This window comes from Citrobacter sp. KH_055_1 (assembly GCF_057838705.1).
On sequence record NZ_CM174473.1, the window covers coordinates 4600282 to 4620275 of the forward strand.

At 50.4% G+C, this 19994-nt stretch carries 16 protein-coding genes and 1 pseudogene; 8 read left to right on the plus strand and 9 right to left on the minus strand.

Features of this window, described 5'->3' with window-relative positions; translation table 11 throughout:
• The first annotated feature begins 17 nt into the window (after nt 1-17).
• From AC3ITF_RS21595 to ompL, 3 genes are all read left to right on the plus strand, one after another.
• A complete protein-coding gene (locus AC3ITF_RS21595; protein ID WP_117343636.1) occupies nt 18-1400 on the plus strand; it encodes an MFS transporter in 1383 nt (460 codons plus the stop codon).
• Nucleotides 1401-1446: 46 nt separating this feature from the next.
• Nucleotides 1447-2868 carry an MFS transporter gene (locus tag AC3ITF_RS21600; protein ID WP_117343635.1) on the plus strand — a complete coding sequence of 474 codons (1422 nt, stop codon included), beginning with the start codon at nt 1447-1449 and terminating at the stop codon, nt 2866-2868.
• 66 nt (nt 2869-2934) lie between these two features.
• Nucleotides 2935-3627, plus strand: coding sequence for a porin OmpL (gene ompL, locus AC3ITF_RS21605; protein ID WP_174361459.1), 693 nt, complete (start codon nt 2935-2937; stop codon nt 3625-3627).
• 74 nt (nt 3628-3701) lie between these two features.
• Here the strand turns inward: ompL and AC3ITF_RS21610 are convergent, their stop codons facing one another.
• The 4 genes from AC3ITF_RS21610 to typA form a co-directional block, all read right to left on the minus strand.
• Nucleotides 3702-4967 (minus strand): MFS transporter, encoded by a 1266-nt coding sequence (locus AC3ITF_RS21610; protein WP_096758879.1) that lies wholly within the window; start codon nt 4965-4967, stop codon nt 3702-3704.
• A gap of 99 nt (nt 4968-5066) precedes the next feature.
• Complete coding sequence (locus tag AC3ITF_RS21615) at nt 5067-6050, minus strand: sugar phosphate isomerase/epimerase family protein (RefSeq protein ID WP_489176009.1); 984 nt, start codon at nt 6048-6050, stop codon at nt 5067-5069.
• Nucleotides 6051-6058: 8 nt separating this feature from the next.
• Complete coding sequence (locus tag AC3ITF_RS21620; RefSeq protein WP_096758881.1) at nt 6059-6769, minus strand: GntR family transcriptional regulator; 711 nt, start codon at nt 6767-6769, stop codon at nt 6059-6061.
• 237 nt (nt 6770-7006) lie between these two features.
• A complete protein-coding gene (gene typA, locus AC3ITF_RS21625) occupies nt 7007-8830 on the minus strand; it encodes a ribosome-dependent GTPase TypA (protein ID WP_115259820.1) in 1824 nt (607 codons plus the stop codon).
• A 379-nt stretch (nt 8831-9209) separates the two neighbouring features.
• Here typA and glnA point away from each other — a divergent pair, with 379 nt between their 5' ends.
• From glnA to AC3ITF_RS21645, 4 genes are all read left to right on the plus strand, one after another.
• Complete coding sequence (gene glnA / locus AC3ITF_RS21630) at nt 9210-10619, plus strand: glutamate--ammonia ligase (RefSeq protein WP_096758883.1); 1410 nt, start codon at nt 9210-9212, stop codon at nt 10617-10619.
• A 194-nt stretch (nt 10620-10813) separates the two neighbouring features.
• Complete coding sequence (glnL, locus tag AC3ITF_RS21635) at nt 10814-11863, plus strand: nitrogen regulation protein NR(II) (RefSeq protein ID WP_115259821.1); 1050 nt, start codon at nt 10814-10816, stop codon at nt 11861-11863.
• An 11-nt stretch (nt 11864-11874) separates the two neighbouring features.
• Entirely contained in the window at nt 11875-13284 is a 1410-nt protein-coding gene (gene glnG, locus AC3ITF_RS21640) for a nitrogen regulation protein NR(I) (RefSeq protein WP_115260010.1), read from the plus strand.
• Between the two features lie 111 nt (nt 13285-13395).
• Nucleotides 13396-13506: a YshB family small membrane protein gene (locus AC3ITF_RS21645; protein ID WP_096758886.1), complete on the plus strand. Its 111-nt coding sequence runs from the start codon at nt 13396-13398 to the stop codon at nt 13504-13506.
• Between the two features lie 87 nt (nt 13507-13593).
• On the opposite strand, the gene hemN is transcribed toward AC3ITF_RS21645, so the two are convergent.
• The 3 genes and pseudogenes from hemN to AC3ITF_RS21660 form a co-directional block, all read right to left on the minus strand.
• Complete coding sequence (gene hemN / locus AC3ITF_RS21650; protein WP_096758887.1) at nt 13594-14967, minus strand: oxygen-independent coproporphyrinogen III oxidase; 1374 nt, start codon at nt 14965-14967, stop codon at nt 13594-13596.
• Nucleotides 14968-15155: 188 nt separating this feature from the next.
• On the minus strand, nt 15156-15671 hold the full coding sequence (gene yihI / locus AC3ITF_RS21655; protein WP_096758888.1) for a Der GTPase-activating protein YihI: 516 nt from the start codon (nt 15669-15671) through the stop codon (nt 15156-15158).
• A gap of 110 nt (nt 15672-15781) precedes the next feature.
• Nucleotides 15782-16006, minus strand: a pseudogene (locus tag AC3ITF_RS21660) (hypothetical protein).
• Between the two features lie 227 nt (nt 16007-16233).
• On the opposite strand from AC3ITF_RS21660, the gene yihA reads away from it, so the two are divergent.
• Nucleotides 16234-16866, plus strand: a complete 633-nt coding sequence (gene yihA / locus AC3ITF_RS21665; RefSeq protein WP_096759489.1) for a ribosome biogenesis GTP-binding protein YihA/YsxC — start codon at nt 16234-16236, stop codon at nt 16864-16866.
• A 119-nt stretch (nt 16867-16985) separates the two neighbouring features.
• On the opposite strand, the gene spfP is transcribed toward yihA, so the two are convergent.
• On the minus strand, nt 16986-17033 hold the full coding sequence (gene spfP / locus AC3ITF_RS21670; RefSeq protein WP_071892919.1) for a small protein SpfP: 48 nt from the start codon (nt 17031-17033) through the stop codon (nt 16986-16988).
• A 166-nt stretch (nt 17034-17199) separates the two neighbouring features.
• Nucleotides 17200-19986: a DNA polymerase I gene (gene polA / locus AC3ITF_RS21675; RefSeq protein ID WP_489176010.1), complete on the minus strand. Its 2787-nt coding sequence runs from the start codon at nt 19984-19986 to the stop codon at nt 17200-17202.
• Between the last annotated feature and the right edge of the window lie 8 nt (nt 19987-19994).

Genomic DNA, 19994 nt, shown 5'->3' on the forward strand with positions numbered 1-19994 from the left:
GCAAATGAGGGATAATCATGAGTCAGAATACAGCCAATCCGGCAACCCTACGCTTACCTTTTAAAGAAAAACTCGCCTATGGGATGGGTGATTTAGGTTCCAATATCCTACTGGACATTGGCACGCTCTATTTACTCAAGTTTTATACCGATGTCCTTGGTTTACCAGGTACTTACGGCGGTATCATTTTCCTTATCGCCAAGTTTTTTACCGCGTTTACCGATATGGGTACCGGGATTATGCTCGATTCGCGACGTAAAATCGGTCCGAAGGGCAAATTCCGTCCGTTCGTGCTTTACGCAGCTTTCCCGGTTACGCTCCTGGCTATCGCCAACTTCGTCGGTACGCCATTTGAAATCACCGGAAAAACGGTGATGGCAACGGTGCTGTTTATGCTGTACGGACTGTTCTTCAGTATGATGAACTGCTCTTACGGCGCGATGGTGCCCGCAATAACGAAAAACCCGGATGAACGAGCTTCCCTTGCCGCCTGGCGCCAGGGCGGTGCCACGCTCGGCCTGCTGCTGTGCACCGTCGGCTTTGTGCCGGTGATGAACCTGATCGAAGGTAACTCGCAGCTGGGTTATATCTTCGCCGCCACGCTATTCTCCCTGTTCGGCCTGCTGTTTATGTGGCTGTGCTATGCAGGTGTGAAAGAGCGCTACGTCGAAGTAAAGCCGGTAGATGCAACGCAAAAACCGGGATTACTGCAATCCTTTCGCGCCATCGCCGGCAACCGCCCGCTGTTTATTCTGTGCATTGCCAACCTGTGCACGCTCGGCGCGTTTAACGTCAAGCTGGCGATCCAGGTCTATTACACCCAGTACGTATTGAACGACCCGATCCTGCTCTCCTGGATGGGCTTCTTCAGCATGGGTTGTATCTTCATCGGCGTATTTTTGATGCCGGGAATGGTCAGACGCTTTGGTAAGAAGAAGGTCTATATCGGCGGTCTGCTGATTTGGGTGGCGGGCGATCTGCTCAACTACTTCTTTGGCGGCGGGTCGGTGAGCTTTGTCGCCTTCTCCTGTCTGGCCTTCTTTGGTTCGGCGTTTGTTAACAGCCTGAACTGGGCGCTGGTCTCTGACACGGTGGAATATGGCGAATGGCGCACCGGCGTGCGCTCTGAAGGGACGGTATACACCGGATTCACCTTCTTCCGTAAAGTCTCGCAGGCGCTGGCGGGGTTCTTCCCCGGTTGGATGCTGACGCAGATTGGCTACGTGCCTAACGTGGTGCAATCGGCGGGTACCGTCGAAGGTTTACGCCAGCTGATTTTTATTTATCCGTGCGCCCTGGCAGTCATCACCATCGTGGCAATGGGCTGCTTCTACAACCTTAACGAGAAGATGTATGTCCGTATCGTTGAAGAGATAGAAGCGCGTAAACAACCCGTTTGATAATAATAATGAATAGCGCCCTACGGGGCGTTATTAAGGAGCGATTATGTCTGACCATGATCCGCTAACGTTAAAACTGAGCCTGCGTGAAAAACTCGCCTACGGAGTGGGTGACTTCGGCTCAAATTTGATGCTGTGTATCGGCACGCTGTATCTGCTTAAATTTTATACCGATGAGCTTGGGATGCCTGCATATTACGGTGGGATAATCTTTCTGGTGGCGAAGTTCTTCACCGCCTTCACCGATATGCTGACCGGCGTATTACTGGACTCACGGCGTAATATTGGCGTAAAAGGGAAATTCAGACCCTTTATTTTATATGCGTCGTTTCCTGTCGCCCTGGTTGCCAGCGCGCAGTTTTTAGCCACCGATTTTACGCTAACGGTAAAAACGGGACTGGCAACGGTGCTGTTTATGCTGTTTGGCCTGTTCTATAGCCTGATGAACTGCTCTTACGGGGCGATGGTTCCCGCCATCACCAAAAACCCGCATGAGCGCGCCCAGCTTGCAGCCTGGCGTCAGGGTGGTGCCACGGTCGGACTGCTGCTGTGTACCGTGGGCTTTATGCCGATTCAGGCGCTGTTTACCAGCACACCTTCGCTTGGCTATCTGATTGCTGCGCTGATCTTCTCGGTTTGCGGTTTGTTCAGTATGTGGTGGTGCTTTAGCGGGGTGAAAGAGCGCTATATCGAAATCATGCCGGACCATCATAAGCCCAGTATTCTCAAATCGTTCCGCGCGATTTTCCGTAACCCTCCCCTACTGGTGCTGTGTATCGCCAACTTGTGTACGCTGGCGGCATTCAACATCAAGCTGGCGATTCAAGTTTATTACACCCAGTACGTGCTCAACGATATCCATCTGTTGTCATGGATGGGTTTTTTCAGTATGGGATGCATTCTGATTGGCGTACTGCTGGTGCCTACAACCGTGAAACGCTTCGGTAAAAAACAGGTTTATCTCGGCGGCCTGGCATTGTGGGCCCTCGGCGATGTGCTGAACTTTTTCTGGGGCGGGACGTCGTTCTTGTTTGTGACTTTCTCATGCATGGCCTTCTTCGGTACCGCTTTTGTTAACAGCCTGAACTGGGCGCTAGTCCCAGATACCGTTGACTACGGTGAATGGAAAACCGGGATTCGTGCCGAGGGGTCGGTCTATACCGGTTATACCTTTTCACGAAAAATTTCTGCTGCGCTGGCGGGTTTCTTGCCGGGTATTATGCTGACGCAAATCGGCTATGTCCCCAACATAGTCCAGAGCGAGGCCACCTTGCTCGGTTTGCGCCAGCTTATTTTTCTCTGGCCATGCGGGCTTGCCATCATCGCAGCCTTCACCATGGGTTTATTTTATAAACTCAATGAAACTCGCTTTGCTTTTATTATCGAGGAAATCAGTCAACGGAAGAAAAGCAATTTCAAACCTGATACTGAGAGTCATAAAAAGAATACCTCTGTTGTAAACGTATAAAAATAATTGCCGCTTTCTCCATCTCTATGGATGGCGGCTTCCCTACGCTTATAAAATGGATTTATTATGAAAAAGTTGAATACAATAATTCTTTTATCCTCTGTCGTCTCCACCTCTGTTTTTGCCGGTGCCTATGTGGAAAACCGCGAGGCATATAATCTGGCATCCGATCAGATGGAAGTCATGCTGCGCGTTGGCTATAATTCCGATATGGGTGCGGGTATCATGCTCACGAATACCTACACCATGCAACGCAAAGATGAGTTAAAACATGGCTATAACGAAATAGAAGGCTGGTATCCATTATTCAAGCCGACAGATAAACTGACTATTCAACCCGGTGGACTGATTAACGATAAGAGTATTGGTTCTGGCGGCGCAGTATATCTGGATGTGAATTATAAGTTTACGCCCTGGTTTAACCTTACGGTACGTAATCGATATAATCATAACAACTACAGCTCAACCGATTTAAACGGCGATCTGGATAACAACGATACCTATGAGATCGGTAACTATTGGAATTTTAGCATTACGGATAAGTTTTCTTATACGTTTGAACCACACTACTTTATGCGAGTAAATGATTTTAATAGTAGTAATGGTAAAGACCATCATTGGGAAATTACCAATACCTTTAAATATCGCATCAACGAGCACTGGCTGCCCTATCTTGAATTACGCTGGTTAGATCGTAATGTGGAACCCTACCACCGGGAACAAAATCAGATTCGTGTCGGGGCAAAGTATTTCTTCTAGCTCCCTCTATTGATAAAAAAGCCGCTGACAGTCCAAGTCAGCGGCTTTTTCATACTACCTGACGTAAACGCGCATCACGCCTGTTCCGCTTGCAGCATTTTCTTTCTTTCACTGATTCGCTTAACCAGCAGAACAGATGCAATCGCCCCACAGAAAGCGAAGCAGGCCATAATACCAAACACAATTTTGTAGCCGATGAGCCCTGGGTTCAAATCCAGAATATATCCGTACATACTGAAGCAGAACATCGCCGGGGCATAACCGATAAAGCTACCCAGCGCCATTGCTGCACCCGTTTGATTCTCTGCGATTTTGGCCTCACCAATCGGGGCAAAGAATACAGCGCGCTGAGTAAATACGATGGCGCCGAAGCCCAGCGTACACACCATGCCTAAATAAACGGGCATACTTTCATGCGGCAGAACGATCAGCAGCAACAGTGCCACTGTGCTGAGCATAAATGTGTAGCATAAATATTTACTCGGTGATTTCAGGATTTTATCTGAGATCAGTCCACCAATCGGGCCACCAACCATTTTCAGGCAATATTGGTTAATAATCCCATAAGCCCCCACCAGCGCGACGGGCAGCATATAAATGTTTTTCAGGAATGGGATAAAGAACGTCAATCCACAATACACGGCATAAACAAAGAAGACGTTAAACGCGATTAACCAAATAGTCTTATCTTTCAGAACTGACGACATGCTTGGATTTTTCGGCGCATCTTCAGCATCATGGATTTTTGCGGCGGGGATTTCCTCTTTATCGTTCAGAACAAAGAAGATGATGATCCCGACCATAATGACAATTGCAGAGTAGAACCAGATACCGGCCTTGAACCCCAACAGACCACTGCCAAACCAGGCAAAGACGGCCAGTGCAGAAAATGCGACAACCGTATCCACAATACCGCGGCCCGTTTCAAAAAAGCCGAACAGACGCCCTTGTTGTTCGCTGTTGCCGAGTCGGCTAACGGATTTTAATAACACCGGCCAGTTCATCATGTCGCAGGTAACACCAAATAACGCCCAGACAAAGAGGATCCCCCAATAGCCAGGCATGGTGGTCAAATAAACCCCCAGCAGCCCCGTAGCAATAAGGGAAAGAGACATAGTGTATTTACGTGGAAGTTTGTCTGCAAAATAAATAGATAAGAAAAAACCTATGGTAGTTACAAATGAGTTCACTGACATCGCGTTACCAATCTGACCGTTAGTCAAATGGAAGTATTCTTGCATCGGAATATAGAACGCATCTTTCAGTGAGGGTAATTTGTAAATTGTACCGCCACACAGCGTTAACAGGCTAAAAAGCGCCCATTTCTTTTTTGTGAGCATAGCATCCCCTAAATGATTTATTTAATCATTTGTTTTAAATATAAAAATACGCCCATTCATCAGAAATGGACTATGAATTCTAAATAAAGGCGTTAGATATTAATAATGAGTTAGAATGTGATGCGCCTCATTTTTAATTTGTTGTAGCACGCTACGCACAAATTGTATTTGTTGGATGGCATCATTTTTTTCTTTAATCAAACGTTCTTCGAGAAGTTCTGGCTCCGGTAGCGGTGTTTCGCTCATCTGGCGCCATGGGATCCAGGGGTTATCTCCTTCATTGTCGAAACGAAATGCCGGGGCGTAATAATCCACTTCTTCTTCCAGCCCGTAAGCCGTTACCTGCGGCTTCTCATCACCTAAGCAAATAAGTTTGGTCAGCAGATCTTTAAACGGCATATCCCCTTGACCCGAAGTACAGGCTTTATGGCCCAGTCCCGCATTCTCATTTACAATTAATGCATCTTTAATATGCACCTGGGTAATATGCGGAGACATTGTGTCTAACGCCGTTAACGGATGCTCATTGGCATTGATCATATTAGCAAAATCAAACAGTAAAGAGAGCGACTCCATATCACTGCTCTGAACTAACGATACCAATTCATGACTCTTTAAATCCTCATGCTGCTCTAAGGTAAAGGTCAGTCCGCTATCCTGATAGCAATCGCGCAAATATTTGATATCTTGCGTAATGATTGCAAGCACTTCTTGAAGATTACCTTCGTAGCGCGGGTAAAACCTCACCGAAGAGGCGCCTGTTTTTAATGCGATAGCGACAGCCTGGTCAATAGCTTTTTTATCAGAAGAACTGGTCTCGATATGCAGATCAAGCTGTAGCTGACGCGCTTTGTCGCCAAATGCTGACAGTGCTTCATCATTCATATTTTCAAGAGAATAGCGTTCACCATCAAGGACGTGGATTTTCACCCCACGCAGATTATTTTCACTGGCGATATCTAATAAATCATTCGGTAATATGCGTTCAACGCGCATATTCAAATGATAAGCATAAGCGTGAAGATAAAGAGGAAGATTATCTACCCGCGCCAGAATTTTATGTGCATTGTCTTTAGTGACCATAAACGTACCTACAAGTTAATGAAGAGATCAACTGCTTCAAATCGCCAATACTCAATATCTATTTGTACGATATTGCCATCGCTGTCAGCCCGGTGTTTTTCAATAAGAATGGCGGGCATTCCAGTCGAACCGCCAATAAACTTGCTAATGTCGCCGGCCATTCTGACAGGTTTAAAAGCCAGTTTTTTGATTACCGTTTCTTTTTTATATTCATTTTCCCATACCGAAGAAAATGACTGGCTTTCAAGCTGCTCAATAAATCCCGGAGCGACCTTCGGGTTGATAAACGTTTCATGATAGAAAACTTTATGCCCTTCCAGCGCTCCCCAGCCCGTTATCCGATACAGTTCATCAGACGGTGTTGCTGACACCAGCGGCGCGGCAACGTCCGGGTACTGAGAAACCCGGCTTTTCTCGATAAATCCCCAGGAAGGCTCTCTACCCTGCTCAAGCGCGGCGCGCTGAAAGCTTGCTGACAATTCCGGGCTGTAGTTAAAGCGTGCCTGGGTAACGAACCACCCTTTGCGATCCTTACGAAAGATTTTGGATTCAGACTCCAAGTTTAATAGCGCCTGACGTAACGTCATGCGCTTGATCCCCAGCAACTCTCCCAACTCCCTTTCCGAGGGCAGTTTTCCGCCCGGAGTGGTGATCCCATCTTTTAACCAACGATCTAACTTCTCTTTCGCATTCTCAACGGTCGACTGATTACTCGTCATTGTTTAATTCACTTGGTTTAAACCAGATGGTTTAATCATACGCTGACGATGAAAAAGAAAGCAAACACCCGCGTTGAGCTTTAGAAAAATTTGTGACCAAGCTCTCTTAAGCCAGACATCTTGAGGGGAGAGTATTTCTTGAGGCAGGGAATCAACGTAATCCCGCCGGGGACCAGGGATTGCAGGCAAAAAAAACCCCACCTCTTAAGGCAGGGTCTTGTCATTAAAGCGCGTTAATTAGTCTTCTTTCGGACCACGCATCGCACGTTTACGATCGTTTTCAGTCAGGTGACGTTTACGAATACGGATAGACGTTGGTGTTACTTCTACCAGTTCGTCGTCATCGATGAATTCCAGAGCCTGTTCCAGAGTCATTTTCTGAGCTGGAACCAGGGTGGTGGCTTCATCAGTACCGGAAGCACGCATGTTGGTCAGTTTCTTACCGGTCAGGCAGTTTACAGTCAGGTCGTTAGAACGACTGTGAATACCGATGATCTGGCCTTCATAAACTTCTGCGCCGTGACCCAGGAACAGCTTACCGCGGTCCTGCAGGCTGTACAGTGCAAACGCAACAGCTTTACCCTGACCATTGGAGATCAGCACGCCGTTCTGACGCTGGCCCACTTCGCCCGGACGAACATCGTCGTAATGGCTGAAGGTGGAGTACAGCAGACCGGTACCGGAGGTCATGGTCATGAATTCTGAACGGAAGCCGATCAGGCCACGGCTTGGGATCACGTAGTCGAGACGTACGCGGCCTTTACCATCTGGATTCATGTTTTTCAGGTCGCCTTTACGCTCACCCAGTGCCTGCATAACAGAACCCTGGTGCTGCTCTTCGACGTCCAGCGTTACGTTTTCGAATGGCTCTTGTTTACGGCCATCGATTTCGCGGAAGATAACTTTCGGACGGGAAACCGCCATCTCGAAACCTTCACGACGCATGTTTTCAATCAGAACGGACAGGTGCAGTTCACCACGACCAGACACGCGGAATGCGTCTGCATCCGGAGTCTCTTCAACACGCAGTGCAACGTTGTGTACCAGTTCTTTTTTCAGGCGGTCAAGGATCTGACGAGAAGTAACGTACTTACCTTCTTTACCGCAGAACGGAGAGGTGTTTACGTTGAAGAACATGGTCACGGTCGGCTCATCAACAGACAGCGCCGGCAGCGCTTCAACATTCTGCGGATCGCAGATGGTGTCGGAGATGTTCAGTTCGCCCAGACCAGTGATCGCGATGATGTCGCCCGCTTCTGCAACGTCGCTCTCGATACGCTCAAGACCCAGATGGGTCAGAACTTTACCGACTTTACCGTTGCGAGTTTTGCCTTCGCTATCAATGATAGTGATCTGCTGGTTCGGTTTAACTTTACCGCGCTTGATGCGACCGATGCCGATAACACCCACGTAGTTGTTGTAGTCCAGCTGAGAGATTTGCATCTGCAGCGGGCCATCAAGGTCAACGTTCGGAGCCGGTACACGGTCAACGATGGTCTGATACAGCGGGGTCATGTCTTCCGCCATATCTTCGTGATCCAGACCTGCGATACCGTTCAGCGCTGAAGCGTAAACGATCGGGAAGTCCAGCTGTTCGTCGGTCGCGTCGAGGTTAACGAACAGGTCGAATACCTGGTCAACAACCCAGTCAGGACGCGCGCCAGGACGGTCAACTTTGTTGATAACAACAATTGGCTTCAGGCCATGAGCAAAGGCTTTTTTAGTCACGAAGCGCGTCTGCGGCATCGGACCGTCCATTGCATCAACCACCAGCAGCACGGAGTCTACCATGGACATTACACGTTCAACTTCACCACCGAAGTCGGCGTGTCCCGGGGTATCAACGATGTTGATACGGTAGTCATTCCACTTGATAGCGGTGTTTTTAGCGAGGATGGTAATCCCACGCTCTTTCTCCAAATCGTTGGAGTCCATCACGCGCTCTTGGGTTTCGGCACGAGAGTCGAATGTACCGGATTGTTGGAGCAGCTTGTCTACCAGGGTGGTTTTACCATGGTCTACGTGCGCGATGATGGCGATGTTACGCAAATTTTCGATCACAACTTTGCCTCAGGCATTTTAGAAATAGCGCGTTATTGTACACGGATTAATCGCAGTACAAAACAGGATCACAAACATCCTCCGCAAACAAGTATTGCAGAGTTTCTTTGTGATCACATTCACGGAGCGTTAAAAGGGGTAATCTCATGTCAATTGCACCATTATAGTGCTTAATGTTCACAAAGAGGCACTATAATGGTGCAATACAACCTTCATGGTGCAACCCCTTTGCACGATGATGCGCATGATAACGCCTTTTGGGGGCAATTTAAAAGTTGGCACAGATTTCGCTTTATATTTTTTACGGCGACACGGCCAATTTTTGCAGAATTGAAGACCTCGTTACCACGACGACAATGACCAATCCGGGAGAGTAAGTATGTCCGCTGAACACGTTTTGACGATGCTGAACGAACACGAAGTGAAGTTTGTTGATTTGCGCTTCACTGACACTAAAGGTAAAGAACAGCACGTCACGATTCCTGCTCATCAGGTAAATGCCGAATTCTTTGAAGAAGGCAAAATGTTTGACGGCTCCTCAATCGGTGGCTGGAAAGGCATTAACGAATCAGACATGGTTCTGATGCCAGATGCTTCTACTGCACTCATTGACCCGTTCTTTGAAGAGTCTACTCTGATCATCCGTTGCGATATCCTGGAACCGGGTACGCTTCAGGGCTATGACCGCGACCCGCGCTCCATCGCAAAACGCGCTGAAGAATATCTGCGTGCTACCGGCATCGCAGACACCGTGCTGTTCGGGCCAGAGCCAGAATTCTTCCTGTTCGACGACATCCGTTTCGGCAGCTCTATTTCCGGTTCCCACGTCGCTATCGATGATATCGAAGGCGCATGGAACTCCTCCACCAAATATGAAGGTGGTAACAAAGGTCATCGTCCTGGCGTGAAAGGCGGTTACTTCCCGGTTCCTCCGGTCGATTCTTCCCAGGACATCCGTTCTACCATGTGTCTGGTCATGGAAGAGATGGGCCTTGTCGTTGAAGCGCATCACCACGAAGTGGCGACTGCGGGCCAGAACGAAATCGCTACCCGCTTTAACACTATGACCAAAAAAGCGGACGAAATTCAGATCTACAAATACGTCGTTCACAACGTCGCGCACCGCTTCGGTAAAACGGCGACCTTTATGCCAAAACCGATGTTCGGCGATAACGGTTCCGGTATGCACTGCCACATGTCTCTGTCCAAGAACGGCGTAAACCTGTTCTCCGGTGACAAGTATGCAGGTCTGTCCGAGCAGGCGCTGTTCTACATCGGTGGTGTAATCAAACACGCTAAAGCGATCAACGCCCTGGCGAACCCGACCACCAACTCCTACAAGCGTCTGGTCCCGGGTTACGAAGCACCGGTTATGCTGGCGTACTCTGCCCGTAACCGTTCTGCCTCTATCCGTATCCCAGTCGTTGCCTCTCCGAAAGCACGCCGTATTGAAGTACGCTTCCCGGACCCGGCGGCTAACCCGTACCTGTGCTTTGCAGCACTGCTGATGGCTGGTCTTGATGGTATCAAGAACAAGATCCACCCGGGCGAAGCAATGGACAAAAACCTGTACGACCTGCCACCGGAAGAAGCAAAAGAGATCCCACAGGTTGCTGGCTCTCTGGAAGAAGCACTGAACGAACTGGATCTGGACCGCGAGTTCCTGACTGCAGGCGGCGTGTTCACCAATGAAGCGATCGATGCGTACATTACGCTGCGTCGCGAAGAAGATGACCGCGTGCGCATGACCCCGCACCCGGTAGAGTTTGAGTTGTACTACAGCGTTTAATCGTTTGAGTTGTACTTTCCAGATAAGGTCGCGTCACGCGCTGGCGCGATAACCTGGAATTGAGTTGCCGTGGAAACTTTCAGCCCATCACACGATGGGCTTTTTTCTCCGCCAACGAACTGATCCTTCGCGCTTTTTCTACGTGAAAGCTATAATGCACTAAATTGGTGCAACCTTTTTCAGGAGACTGCTGAATGGCAACCGGCACGCTGCCCGATGCTGGGCAGATCCTCAATTCGTTAATTAACAGCATTTTACTTGTCGACGATGAGCTGGCGGTGCATTACGCCAACCCCGCGGCACAGCAGCTGCTTGCCCAAAGTTCCCGCAAACTGTTTGGCACGCCGCTTTCTGAACTGCTGAGTTATTTCTCATTAAACATCGGGCTGATGCGAGAGAGCCTGGAAGCGGGTCAGGGCTTTACGGACAACGAAGTGACGCTGGTGATAGATAGCCACTCGCATATCCTCTCTGTGACCGCCCAGAGGCTGCCTGATGGCCTTATTCTGCTGGAGATGGCGCCCATGGATAACCAGCGCCGTCTGAGTCAGGAGCAGCTCCAGCATGCCCAGCAAATAGCCGCCCGCGATCTGGTACGTGGTCTGGCGCATGAAATTAAAAACCCGTTGGGTGGATTACGCGGTGCAGCACAACTGCTCAGTAAAGCGCTACCGGATCCAGCCCTCAAGGAATATACCCAAGTCATTATTGAGCAGGCAGACCGCCTGCGTAACCTGGTCGACCGCCTGCTGGGGCCGCAGCAACCCGGTATGCACATCACGGAAAGTATTCACAAGGTGGCAGAACGCGTTGTGGCACTGGTGTCGATGGAACTCCCGGAGAATGTCACGTTGATCCGCGATTACGACCCGAGTCTGCCAGAAATACTGCACGATCCTGACCAGATAGAACAGGTTCTGCTGAATATCGTGCGTAATGCGTTACAAGCGCTGGGACCGGAAGGTGGCGAGATTATTCTGCGTACCCGCACCGCGTTTCAGCTCACATTGCACGGCATGCGTTACCGCCTGGCGGCGCGTATTGACGTTGAGGACAACGGTCCGGGTATTCCTCCACATTTACAGGATACGCTGTTCTACCCAATGGTCAGCGGTCGCGAGGGGGGAACCGGGCTGGGATTATCTATCGCCCGTAATTTGATTGATCAACATTCCGGCAAAATTGAATTTACCAGTTGGCCGGGTCATACCGAGTTCTCGGTTTACCTGCCTATCAGGAAATAGAGGTGACGTTTATGCAACGAGGAATAGTCTGGGTCGTTGATGACGATAGTTCCATCCGTTGGGTGCTTGAACGTGCGCTCGCAGGGGCAGGACTCAACTGCACCACATTTGAAAGCGGTAAAGAGGTACTGGACGCGCTCGCCAGTAAAACGCCGGACGTGCTGTTGTCGGATATCCGCATGCCGGGGATGGACGGCCTGACGCTGTTAAAACAAATTAAACAGCGTCATCCGATGCTTCCGGTCATCATCATGACCGCGCACTCCGATCTGGACGCCGCCGTCAGCGCCTACCAGCAAGGGGCGTTCGATTACCTGCCCAAGCCGTTTGATATTGACGAAGCTGTGGCGCTAGTCGAACGCGCCATAAGCCATTATCAGGAACAGCAGCAGCCGCGTAATGTTCAGATCAACGGCCCCACCACCGACATCATCGGTGAAGCCCCAGCAATGCAGGATGTCTTTCGCATAATTGGCCGGCTTTCCCGCTCTTCAATTAGCGTCTTGATCAACGGTGAGTCCGGGACCGGTAAAGAGTTGGTCGCTCATGCTCTCCACCGTCACAGCCCGCGTGCCAAATCGCCATTTATCGCCCTTAACATGGCGGCAATTCCGAAGGATTTAATCGAATCTGAACTGTTTGGCCACGAAAAAGGCGCCTTTACCGGCGCCAATACCATTCGTCAGGGACGCTTCGAGCAGGCGGATGGCGGCACGCTGTTTCTCGATGAGATTGGCGATATGCCGCTGGACGTGCAAACGCGATTGCTGCGTGTATTGGCCGACGGACAGTTTTACCGCGTCGGCGGCTATGCGCCGGTGAAGGTGGACGTACGCATTATCGCGGCTACGCACCAGAATCTGGAACTGCGGGTACAGGAAGGCAAGTTCCGCGAGGACTTGTTCCACCGACTGAACGTCATTCGCGTTCATTTACCACCGCTGCGCGAGCGACGGGAAGACATCCCTCGCCTGGCGCGTCATTTCCTGCAGGAAGCCGCTCACGAGCTGGGTGTGGAAGCCAAGCAGTTACACCCTGAAACCGAGGCCGCACTGACGCGTCTGGCCTGGCCGGGTAACGTTCGTCAACTAGAGAACACTTGCCGCTGGTTAACCGTGATGGCCGCCGGGCAGGAAGTGCTGATTCAGGACCTGCCGGCTGAGCTATTTGAAGCAAGCGTTCCAGACGCGCCCTCACATATGCAGCCTGACAGCTGGGCAACACTGCTGGCACAATGGGCTGACCGGGCGCTACGCTCCGGTCATCAAAACTTACTCTCTGAAGCGCAGCCTGAAATGGAACGCACGCTGTTAACCACCGCGCTGCGCCATACTCAGGGCCATAAACAGGAAGCGGCGCGCTTACTCGGATGGGGGCGTAATACCCTGACACGTAAGTTAAAAGAGCTTGGCATGGAGTAAGGGATTTTCGCTGTGTAAAGATTGATAATTGAGCGCAAAGCGCTGCTATTTTGCGCTTTACTGTTCCGATGAGTTAAGTATGATCGTGCCCGGAAAACGGGGGAAGTCATCATGCTGGAATCAATTATTAATCTGCTGTCGAGCGGCTCGGTTGAAAGCCATACGCCGCAAACTGCGGTTGCCGCGGTGCTGTGTGCAGCGCTGGTTGGGCTGTTTAGCTAGCGGGTTTGTCGGGTGGCGCTTCGCTTACCCGACCTACATATTGAGATGTCGTAGGCCCGGTAAGCGAAGTGCCACCGGGCAACGTCATTAGATGACCCGCGAGAACTGCTGCATCCGTGCTTTCTGGCGCAGGTACGCATCAAAGCACATGCAAATATTGCGGATCAGCAGACGACCTTTTGGCGTCACCTGAATCCCCTTCTCATTCACATCCACCAGCCCATCTTTCGCCAGCGGAGCCAACAGCTTCAGGTCTTCAGCAAAATAGTCAGCAAAGTTCAGATCCCATTGCTGTTCTACGACGGCGTAGTCGAGGCGGAAGTTGCAGATCAGTAGTTTAATCACATCCCGGCGAATACAGTCATCTTGGGTCAGTGCAATACCGCGCCACAGCGCATTTCCCTGCTCATCCACCTGCTGATAATAGTGCTTCAGCTCTTTTTGGTTCTGCGCGTAGTTGTCGCCAATCATACTGATGGCGGAAACGCCCATGCCCAGCAGGTCGGTATCGCCCTGGGTGGTATAACCCTGGAAATTACGGTGCAGAACACCCTCGCGCTGGGCAATCGCCAGCTCGTCATCCGGACGGGCAAAGTGATCCATCCCAATGAACTGATAACCTGTTTCGGTCAGCGAGGAGATGGTCTCCTGCAAAATATCCAGCTTCTGTTGTGGGCTGGGCAGGTCAGCATCTTTGATTTTACGCTGCGCGGCAAACAACGTTGGCAGGTGCGCATAGTTAAAGACACTCAGGCGGTCGGGATTGAGCTCAGCCACCCGCTTCAGGGTAAAGGCAAAGCTTTCCGGCGTCTGTTTTGGCAGACCATAGATGAGGTCAATGTTGGTCGAGGTAAAGCCAATCTCACGCGCACGATTAATCAGTGCAAAGATAAACTCCTCGTCCTGCTCACGGTTTACCAGGCGCTGAACTTCTTTATTGAAGTCCTGCACCCCCATGCTCAGGCGGTTAAAGCCTTCAGCACGTAAATGATCGAGAACATCGAGCTCGATTTCACGCGGATCAACTTCGATCGAGATTTCTGCATCCGCGTTAAAATCGAAGTTATCACGCAGCAGCGTCATTAAGCGGCTAATCTGCGCTTTATTCAGATAGGTTGGCGTACCACCGCCCCAATGCAACTGGCTAACATGACGGCCAGCAAACAGCGGCGCGCGATGAATAATCTCTTGTTCTAAAACGTCCAGATATTGATCGGCCTTATGCTGCTGACGGGTCACAATTTTGTTGCAGCCGCAGAAATAGCACAATTTATGGCAGAACGGGATATGGACGTACAAAGAGAGTGGACGTTCAGGGTAACGCGCTACGGCTTGCAGAAATGCTTCAGCACCGTAGTCTGCAGAAAACTCCAGCGCGGTCGGATACGAGGTGTATCGTGGCCCGGAATAGTTATATTTCTGGATCAGGGCCAGGTCCCAGTCGATTAGCTGCTCAGACATGCTCACTCCTTCCGATGGCGTTTCTGGCGGGTACGGCGTACCGGCTTACCCCCACTGCGAGTGATAAGCCGGTTGCGCAGCCACTTTTGGCGCCGCGACAATCGCTGTAGTTTAACGAATAACCACACCAGATAACATATAACCGGAAGGGTTATAAGCAGGACGGGAAGACCCACGGTACAAAACCGTTAGTTACCGCCCTTCAGCAGGCGCATCATGTCTTCCTGCTTTTCTTCTTCTTCGTCAATTTCTTCGTCATCATCGTAAGAGAGCCCCAGTTTCTGCATCAGCTCATCGATGCGATCCAGCTTGGCATCCACCCAGGACTGATCTTCAGCACTCAGGATCTCTCCCGCTTCAAGACGTTCCAGCAGCGCATCCAGGCGCTCATCCGTTTCCAGTAAATCCAACTCAGCCTGTGGTGAAAGCATAGGTTTCTCACTCTTCGGTTTGTGCTGTTTGGTGACTTTTTCAGTCACACCCAATGCAATGGGAGTTTTACTGCCAATACGAGGATCTTTGTGTTTGTTTTGGTTTCCGCCACCTGATGCACCGTCGCTGCCGGTCGCACGGCTGCCCGCCGCAAGACCACGGTGTTTTTTCTGACGCTTACGGTCGCGAGCTTCCAGGTTAATTTCTTCGCGTGTCTTACGACGCGCCTTTGCAGGACCTTTCCCGCGAGGTGTAGAAGTTGTTTTCATCATGATTCGTCTTTGGCTGTTTTTATTCAGTATATAATTGCGCCGGAATCTAGCAGAAATAAAGAAAAAAGGCGACAGAGTAATCTGTCGCCTTTTTTCCTGACTCTCAACCCTTAACGGGCCCTACAATCCCTGTCGGCTATCAACACACCCTGTTTTTCCCTTAGCCAGAAACATTCCGTGTTGTTTCCATTTCCTTTTACTAACGTCTCCGGACGTTTGTCTTCCTGACAATCCTGCGTCTTCGCCTCCTGGCGCTCCTGACCCTCATCCTGAGTCGTTTATCCTGTTAGCTCCCTTGCTATGGACGCTACTTTACTCTTTTGGGTAACACGCACAAGTAACCGACTTAACAGTTTCAGTTTTTCAGAATATTTCTTAATGGTAATTATATGATTTATTTAATTTATATTGTTATGCACTCTCTCATCTCGCATAAATACTATCGGCAATGTCTCACAAAGCCCGCGCTTTTAACTTACATAACCCGCGCGTCGAAAAATCCGCCTTTTGCTGGTGTTCAGGTATAATCGCTGCAAAGCCTTGATTGATGGAGACGACCACGTTGACTAACTTGAATTATCAACAGACGCATTTTGTGATGAGTGCGCCTGATATTCGCCATTTACCTTCCGATACAGGAATTGAAGTGGCTTTTGCTGGCCGTTCCAACGCAGGCAAATCCAGCGCACTAAATACCCTGACAAATCAAAAGGGTCTGGCACGTACATCTAAAACGCCGGGCCGTACTCAGCTCATCAACTTGTTTGAAGTGGTTGACGGTAAACGTCTGGTTGACTTGCCGGGGTACGGGTATGCAGAAGTTCCGGAAGAGATGAAGCGCAAATGGCAGCGCGCGCTGGCAGAATATCTGGAGAAACGTCAAAGCCTGCAAGGCTTGGTCGTACTGATGGATATTCGCCATCCACTGAAAGATCTCGATCAGCAGATGATTTTGTGGGCCGTAGAGAGCAACGTCCAGGTGCTGGTATTACTGACCAAAGCGGACAAACTGGCCAGCGGCGCACGCAAAGCACAGTTGAATATGGTGCGTGAAGCAGTGCTGGCGTTTAATGGCGATGTACAGGTAGAAGCATTCTCATCGCTGAAAAAGCTGGGTGTGGATAAACTGCGTCAGAAACTGGATACCTGGTTTAGCGAACTGGCGCCTATTGAAGAGATGCAGGACGGGGAATAACCTACCGATATGCCGGATGGCGCCGCTGCGCGTCTTATCCGGCCTACAGCATGTGCGAAACCTTTCTTTCGCACAATAAAAAACGCCCCAGTCATTACTGACTGGGGCGGCTAAAATATTCAGCCAAATCCGATTACGTGAAGTAAAAGGTCTGAAAGATAGAACATCTTACCTCTGTACCCTACGAGAATAACTTTACTCTTTTTTGAGCAGCGCAGAAAGCACTTTTTGTAATTTTTTTTCACTCCCGGCATAGGAAATTTTAATGGTCATCACAAAAAGCGCTAACTTATGTTGCTTAGTTACGAAAAGAGCGCGTTATTCAGCAAACCCTTAGTGCGCTTGATCCCAGTTTTCACCGCTTCCGACTTCCACCAGCAACGGCACATCAATTCGCGTTCCGTTCTCCATCAGCTGATGGATTTTTTTCGAGACGCTATCGAGATCATCTTTGTGCACTTCAAACACCAGTTCATCATGTACCTGCATGATCATACGTACGCGAGGCTGTTCGGTTTGCAGCCAGTCGTCTACGGCAATCATAGCGCGCTTAATAATGTCCGCAGCGGTGCCTTGCATCGGGGCGTTAATCGCCGCACGTTCCGCACCTGCACGACGCGCACCATTACTGGATTTGATATCCGGTAAATAGAGGCGACGTCCTTCCAGCGTTTCAACGTACCCTTGCTCTTTTGCCTGCGCACGCGTGCGTTCCATATATTCCAGTACGCCCGGGTAGCGTTCGAAATAGAGATCCATGTACTTCTGCGCTTCTTTGCGTGGAATATTGAGCTGGCGTGCAAGACCAAAGGCGCTCATGCCGTAGATCAGACCAAAGTTGATGGCCTTCGCGCTGCGGCGCTGTTCACTGGTCACGGAATCAAGAGGTAAGCCAAAGACCTCTGCAGCCGTGGCGCGGTGAATGTCCTTGCCTTCGGCAAAGGCGGTAAGCAGCCCCTTATCACGCGAGAGGTGCGCCATAATGCGTAGCTCAATCTGCGAGTAGTCCGCCGAGACAATGACATAATCTTCTGGTGCAATAAATGCCTGGCGAATACGGCGTCCTTCCTCATTACGCACCGGAATATTTTGCAGGTTAGGATCGGTAGAAGACAAACGCCCGGTCGCCGTAACGGCCTGATGATAAGAGGTATGCACACGGCCAGTTTTAGGGTTGATCATCAGCGGAAGTTTATCTGTATAGGTAGACTTCAATTTTGCCAGCCCACGATATTCCAGAATCACCTTCGGCAGCGGATAATCCAGCGCTAACTCTTCCAGCACCTCTTCTGACGTTGACGGCGCGCCGCCCGGCGTTTTCTTCAGCGGCTTGATGCCCTGCTTTTCAAACAGAATGGTTTGCAGCTGTTTAGTGGAAGAGAGGTTAAAGGCTTCCCCGGCAATCTCGTGCGCTTTTTGCTCCAGCTCGTTCAAACGCAGCGTCAGCTCTGCTGAATGCTTGTGCAACACGGCAGGGTCGATTTTTACACCGTTGCGCTCGATGCGGGACAGGACCGGGACCAACGGCATATCGATATTCTCGAAGACGTTTAGCGGTCCTTTATGTTTTTGCAGCTCTGGCCACATTTTCAGATGCAGCTGTAGCGTGACGTCGGCGTCCTCCGCGGCATAACGACCAGCCTCTTCCAGCGCAATCTGGTTAAAGGTCAGTTGGTTTTTACCTTTCCCGGCGATCTCTTCGAAGGTGATCGTTTTATGTTTCAGCCAGCGGTCAGACAGGCTGTCCATATCGTGTCGCCCGGCAACGCTGTTAAGAATGTAGGATTCGAGCATGGTATCAAAGACGATACCGCGCAGTTCGATACCGTAGTTCGCCAGGATGCCACGGTCATACTTCAGGTTTTGCCCAACTTTATGCGCTTTTTCGTCTTCCAGTAGCGGCTTCAGCAGCGTCAGTGCCCGATCACGGGAAATTTGGTCAGGGGAATCCAGGTAGTCATGCGCGACAGGAACATACGCCGCCACACCCGGTTCAATAGCGAAAGAGAGCCCCACCAGATTCGCGGAGATATTGTCCAGGCTGTCGGTTTCGGTATCAAAAGCAAAGACCGGCGCTTTTTTCAGCTTCGCAATCCACGCTTCCAGCGTCGTCTCGTCCAGAATCGTCACATAGTTATCGTATGAGAGAACCGTGGCGGGCTCCTCAGGCGTTTCATCAATAACGATGGTTTCCTGTGGTTTTGCCGCAGGTTTTGTGCCTTTTGCCTGCAGCCATTTCCCGGCTTCAACGTCGGTGACCCAACGTTTGAACTCATATTGTTTGAACAGATTTAACAGCTCGTCCGCTGCAGGTTGTCGTACTTCCAGCTGCTCGCAGGTTAATTCCAGCTCGACATCCGTTTTGATGGTTGCCAGCTTATAAGAGAGGTAAGCCACCTCTTTATTCTGCTCGAGCTTGCCAGCCATGGTTTTTGCGCCACGGAACGTCAGGCCCGCTATTTTTTCTGATTCAGCATAGAGCGTATCCAGCCCGCCCAGCCCCTGGAGTAACGCCTGAGCCGTCTTTTCACCCACGCCCGGCACGCCAGGAATGTTATCAGAAGAGTCGCCCATCAGCGCCAGGAAGTCGATAATCAGTTCCGGCGGCACGCCATACTTATTTACCACCTCATCCGGGCCGAGGATCGTATTGGTCATGGTGTTGATGAGGGTGATATTCGGCGTCACCAGCTGAGCCATGTCTTTATCACCGGTACTGATCAGCACCGGACGGCCAATTTGCTCTGCTTCACGCGCCAGCGTACCGATAACGTCGTCCGCTTCTACGCCTGAAACAGCCAGCAGGGGTAACCCCATGGCTTTTACCATCGCGTGCAGCGGTTCAATCTGCGCGCGTAGATCGTCTGGCATCGGCGGACGATGCGATTTGTAGTGCTCGAATAATTCATCACGGAAGGTTTTACCCTTGGCGTCGAATACCACCGCCGCATGCGTCGGCTTATATTGCAAAATCAAGCTACGCAGCATGTTGAGGACACCGTACATCGCGCCCGTAGGCTCTCCTGCGCTGTTGGTCAGCGGTGGGAACGCATGGTATGCGCGATACAGGTAAGATGAGCCATCTACAAGGATAAGTGGGTTTTCTGGGATCTGAACCATAATGTCCA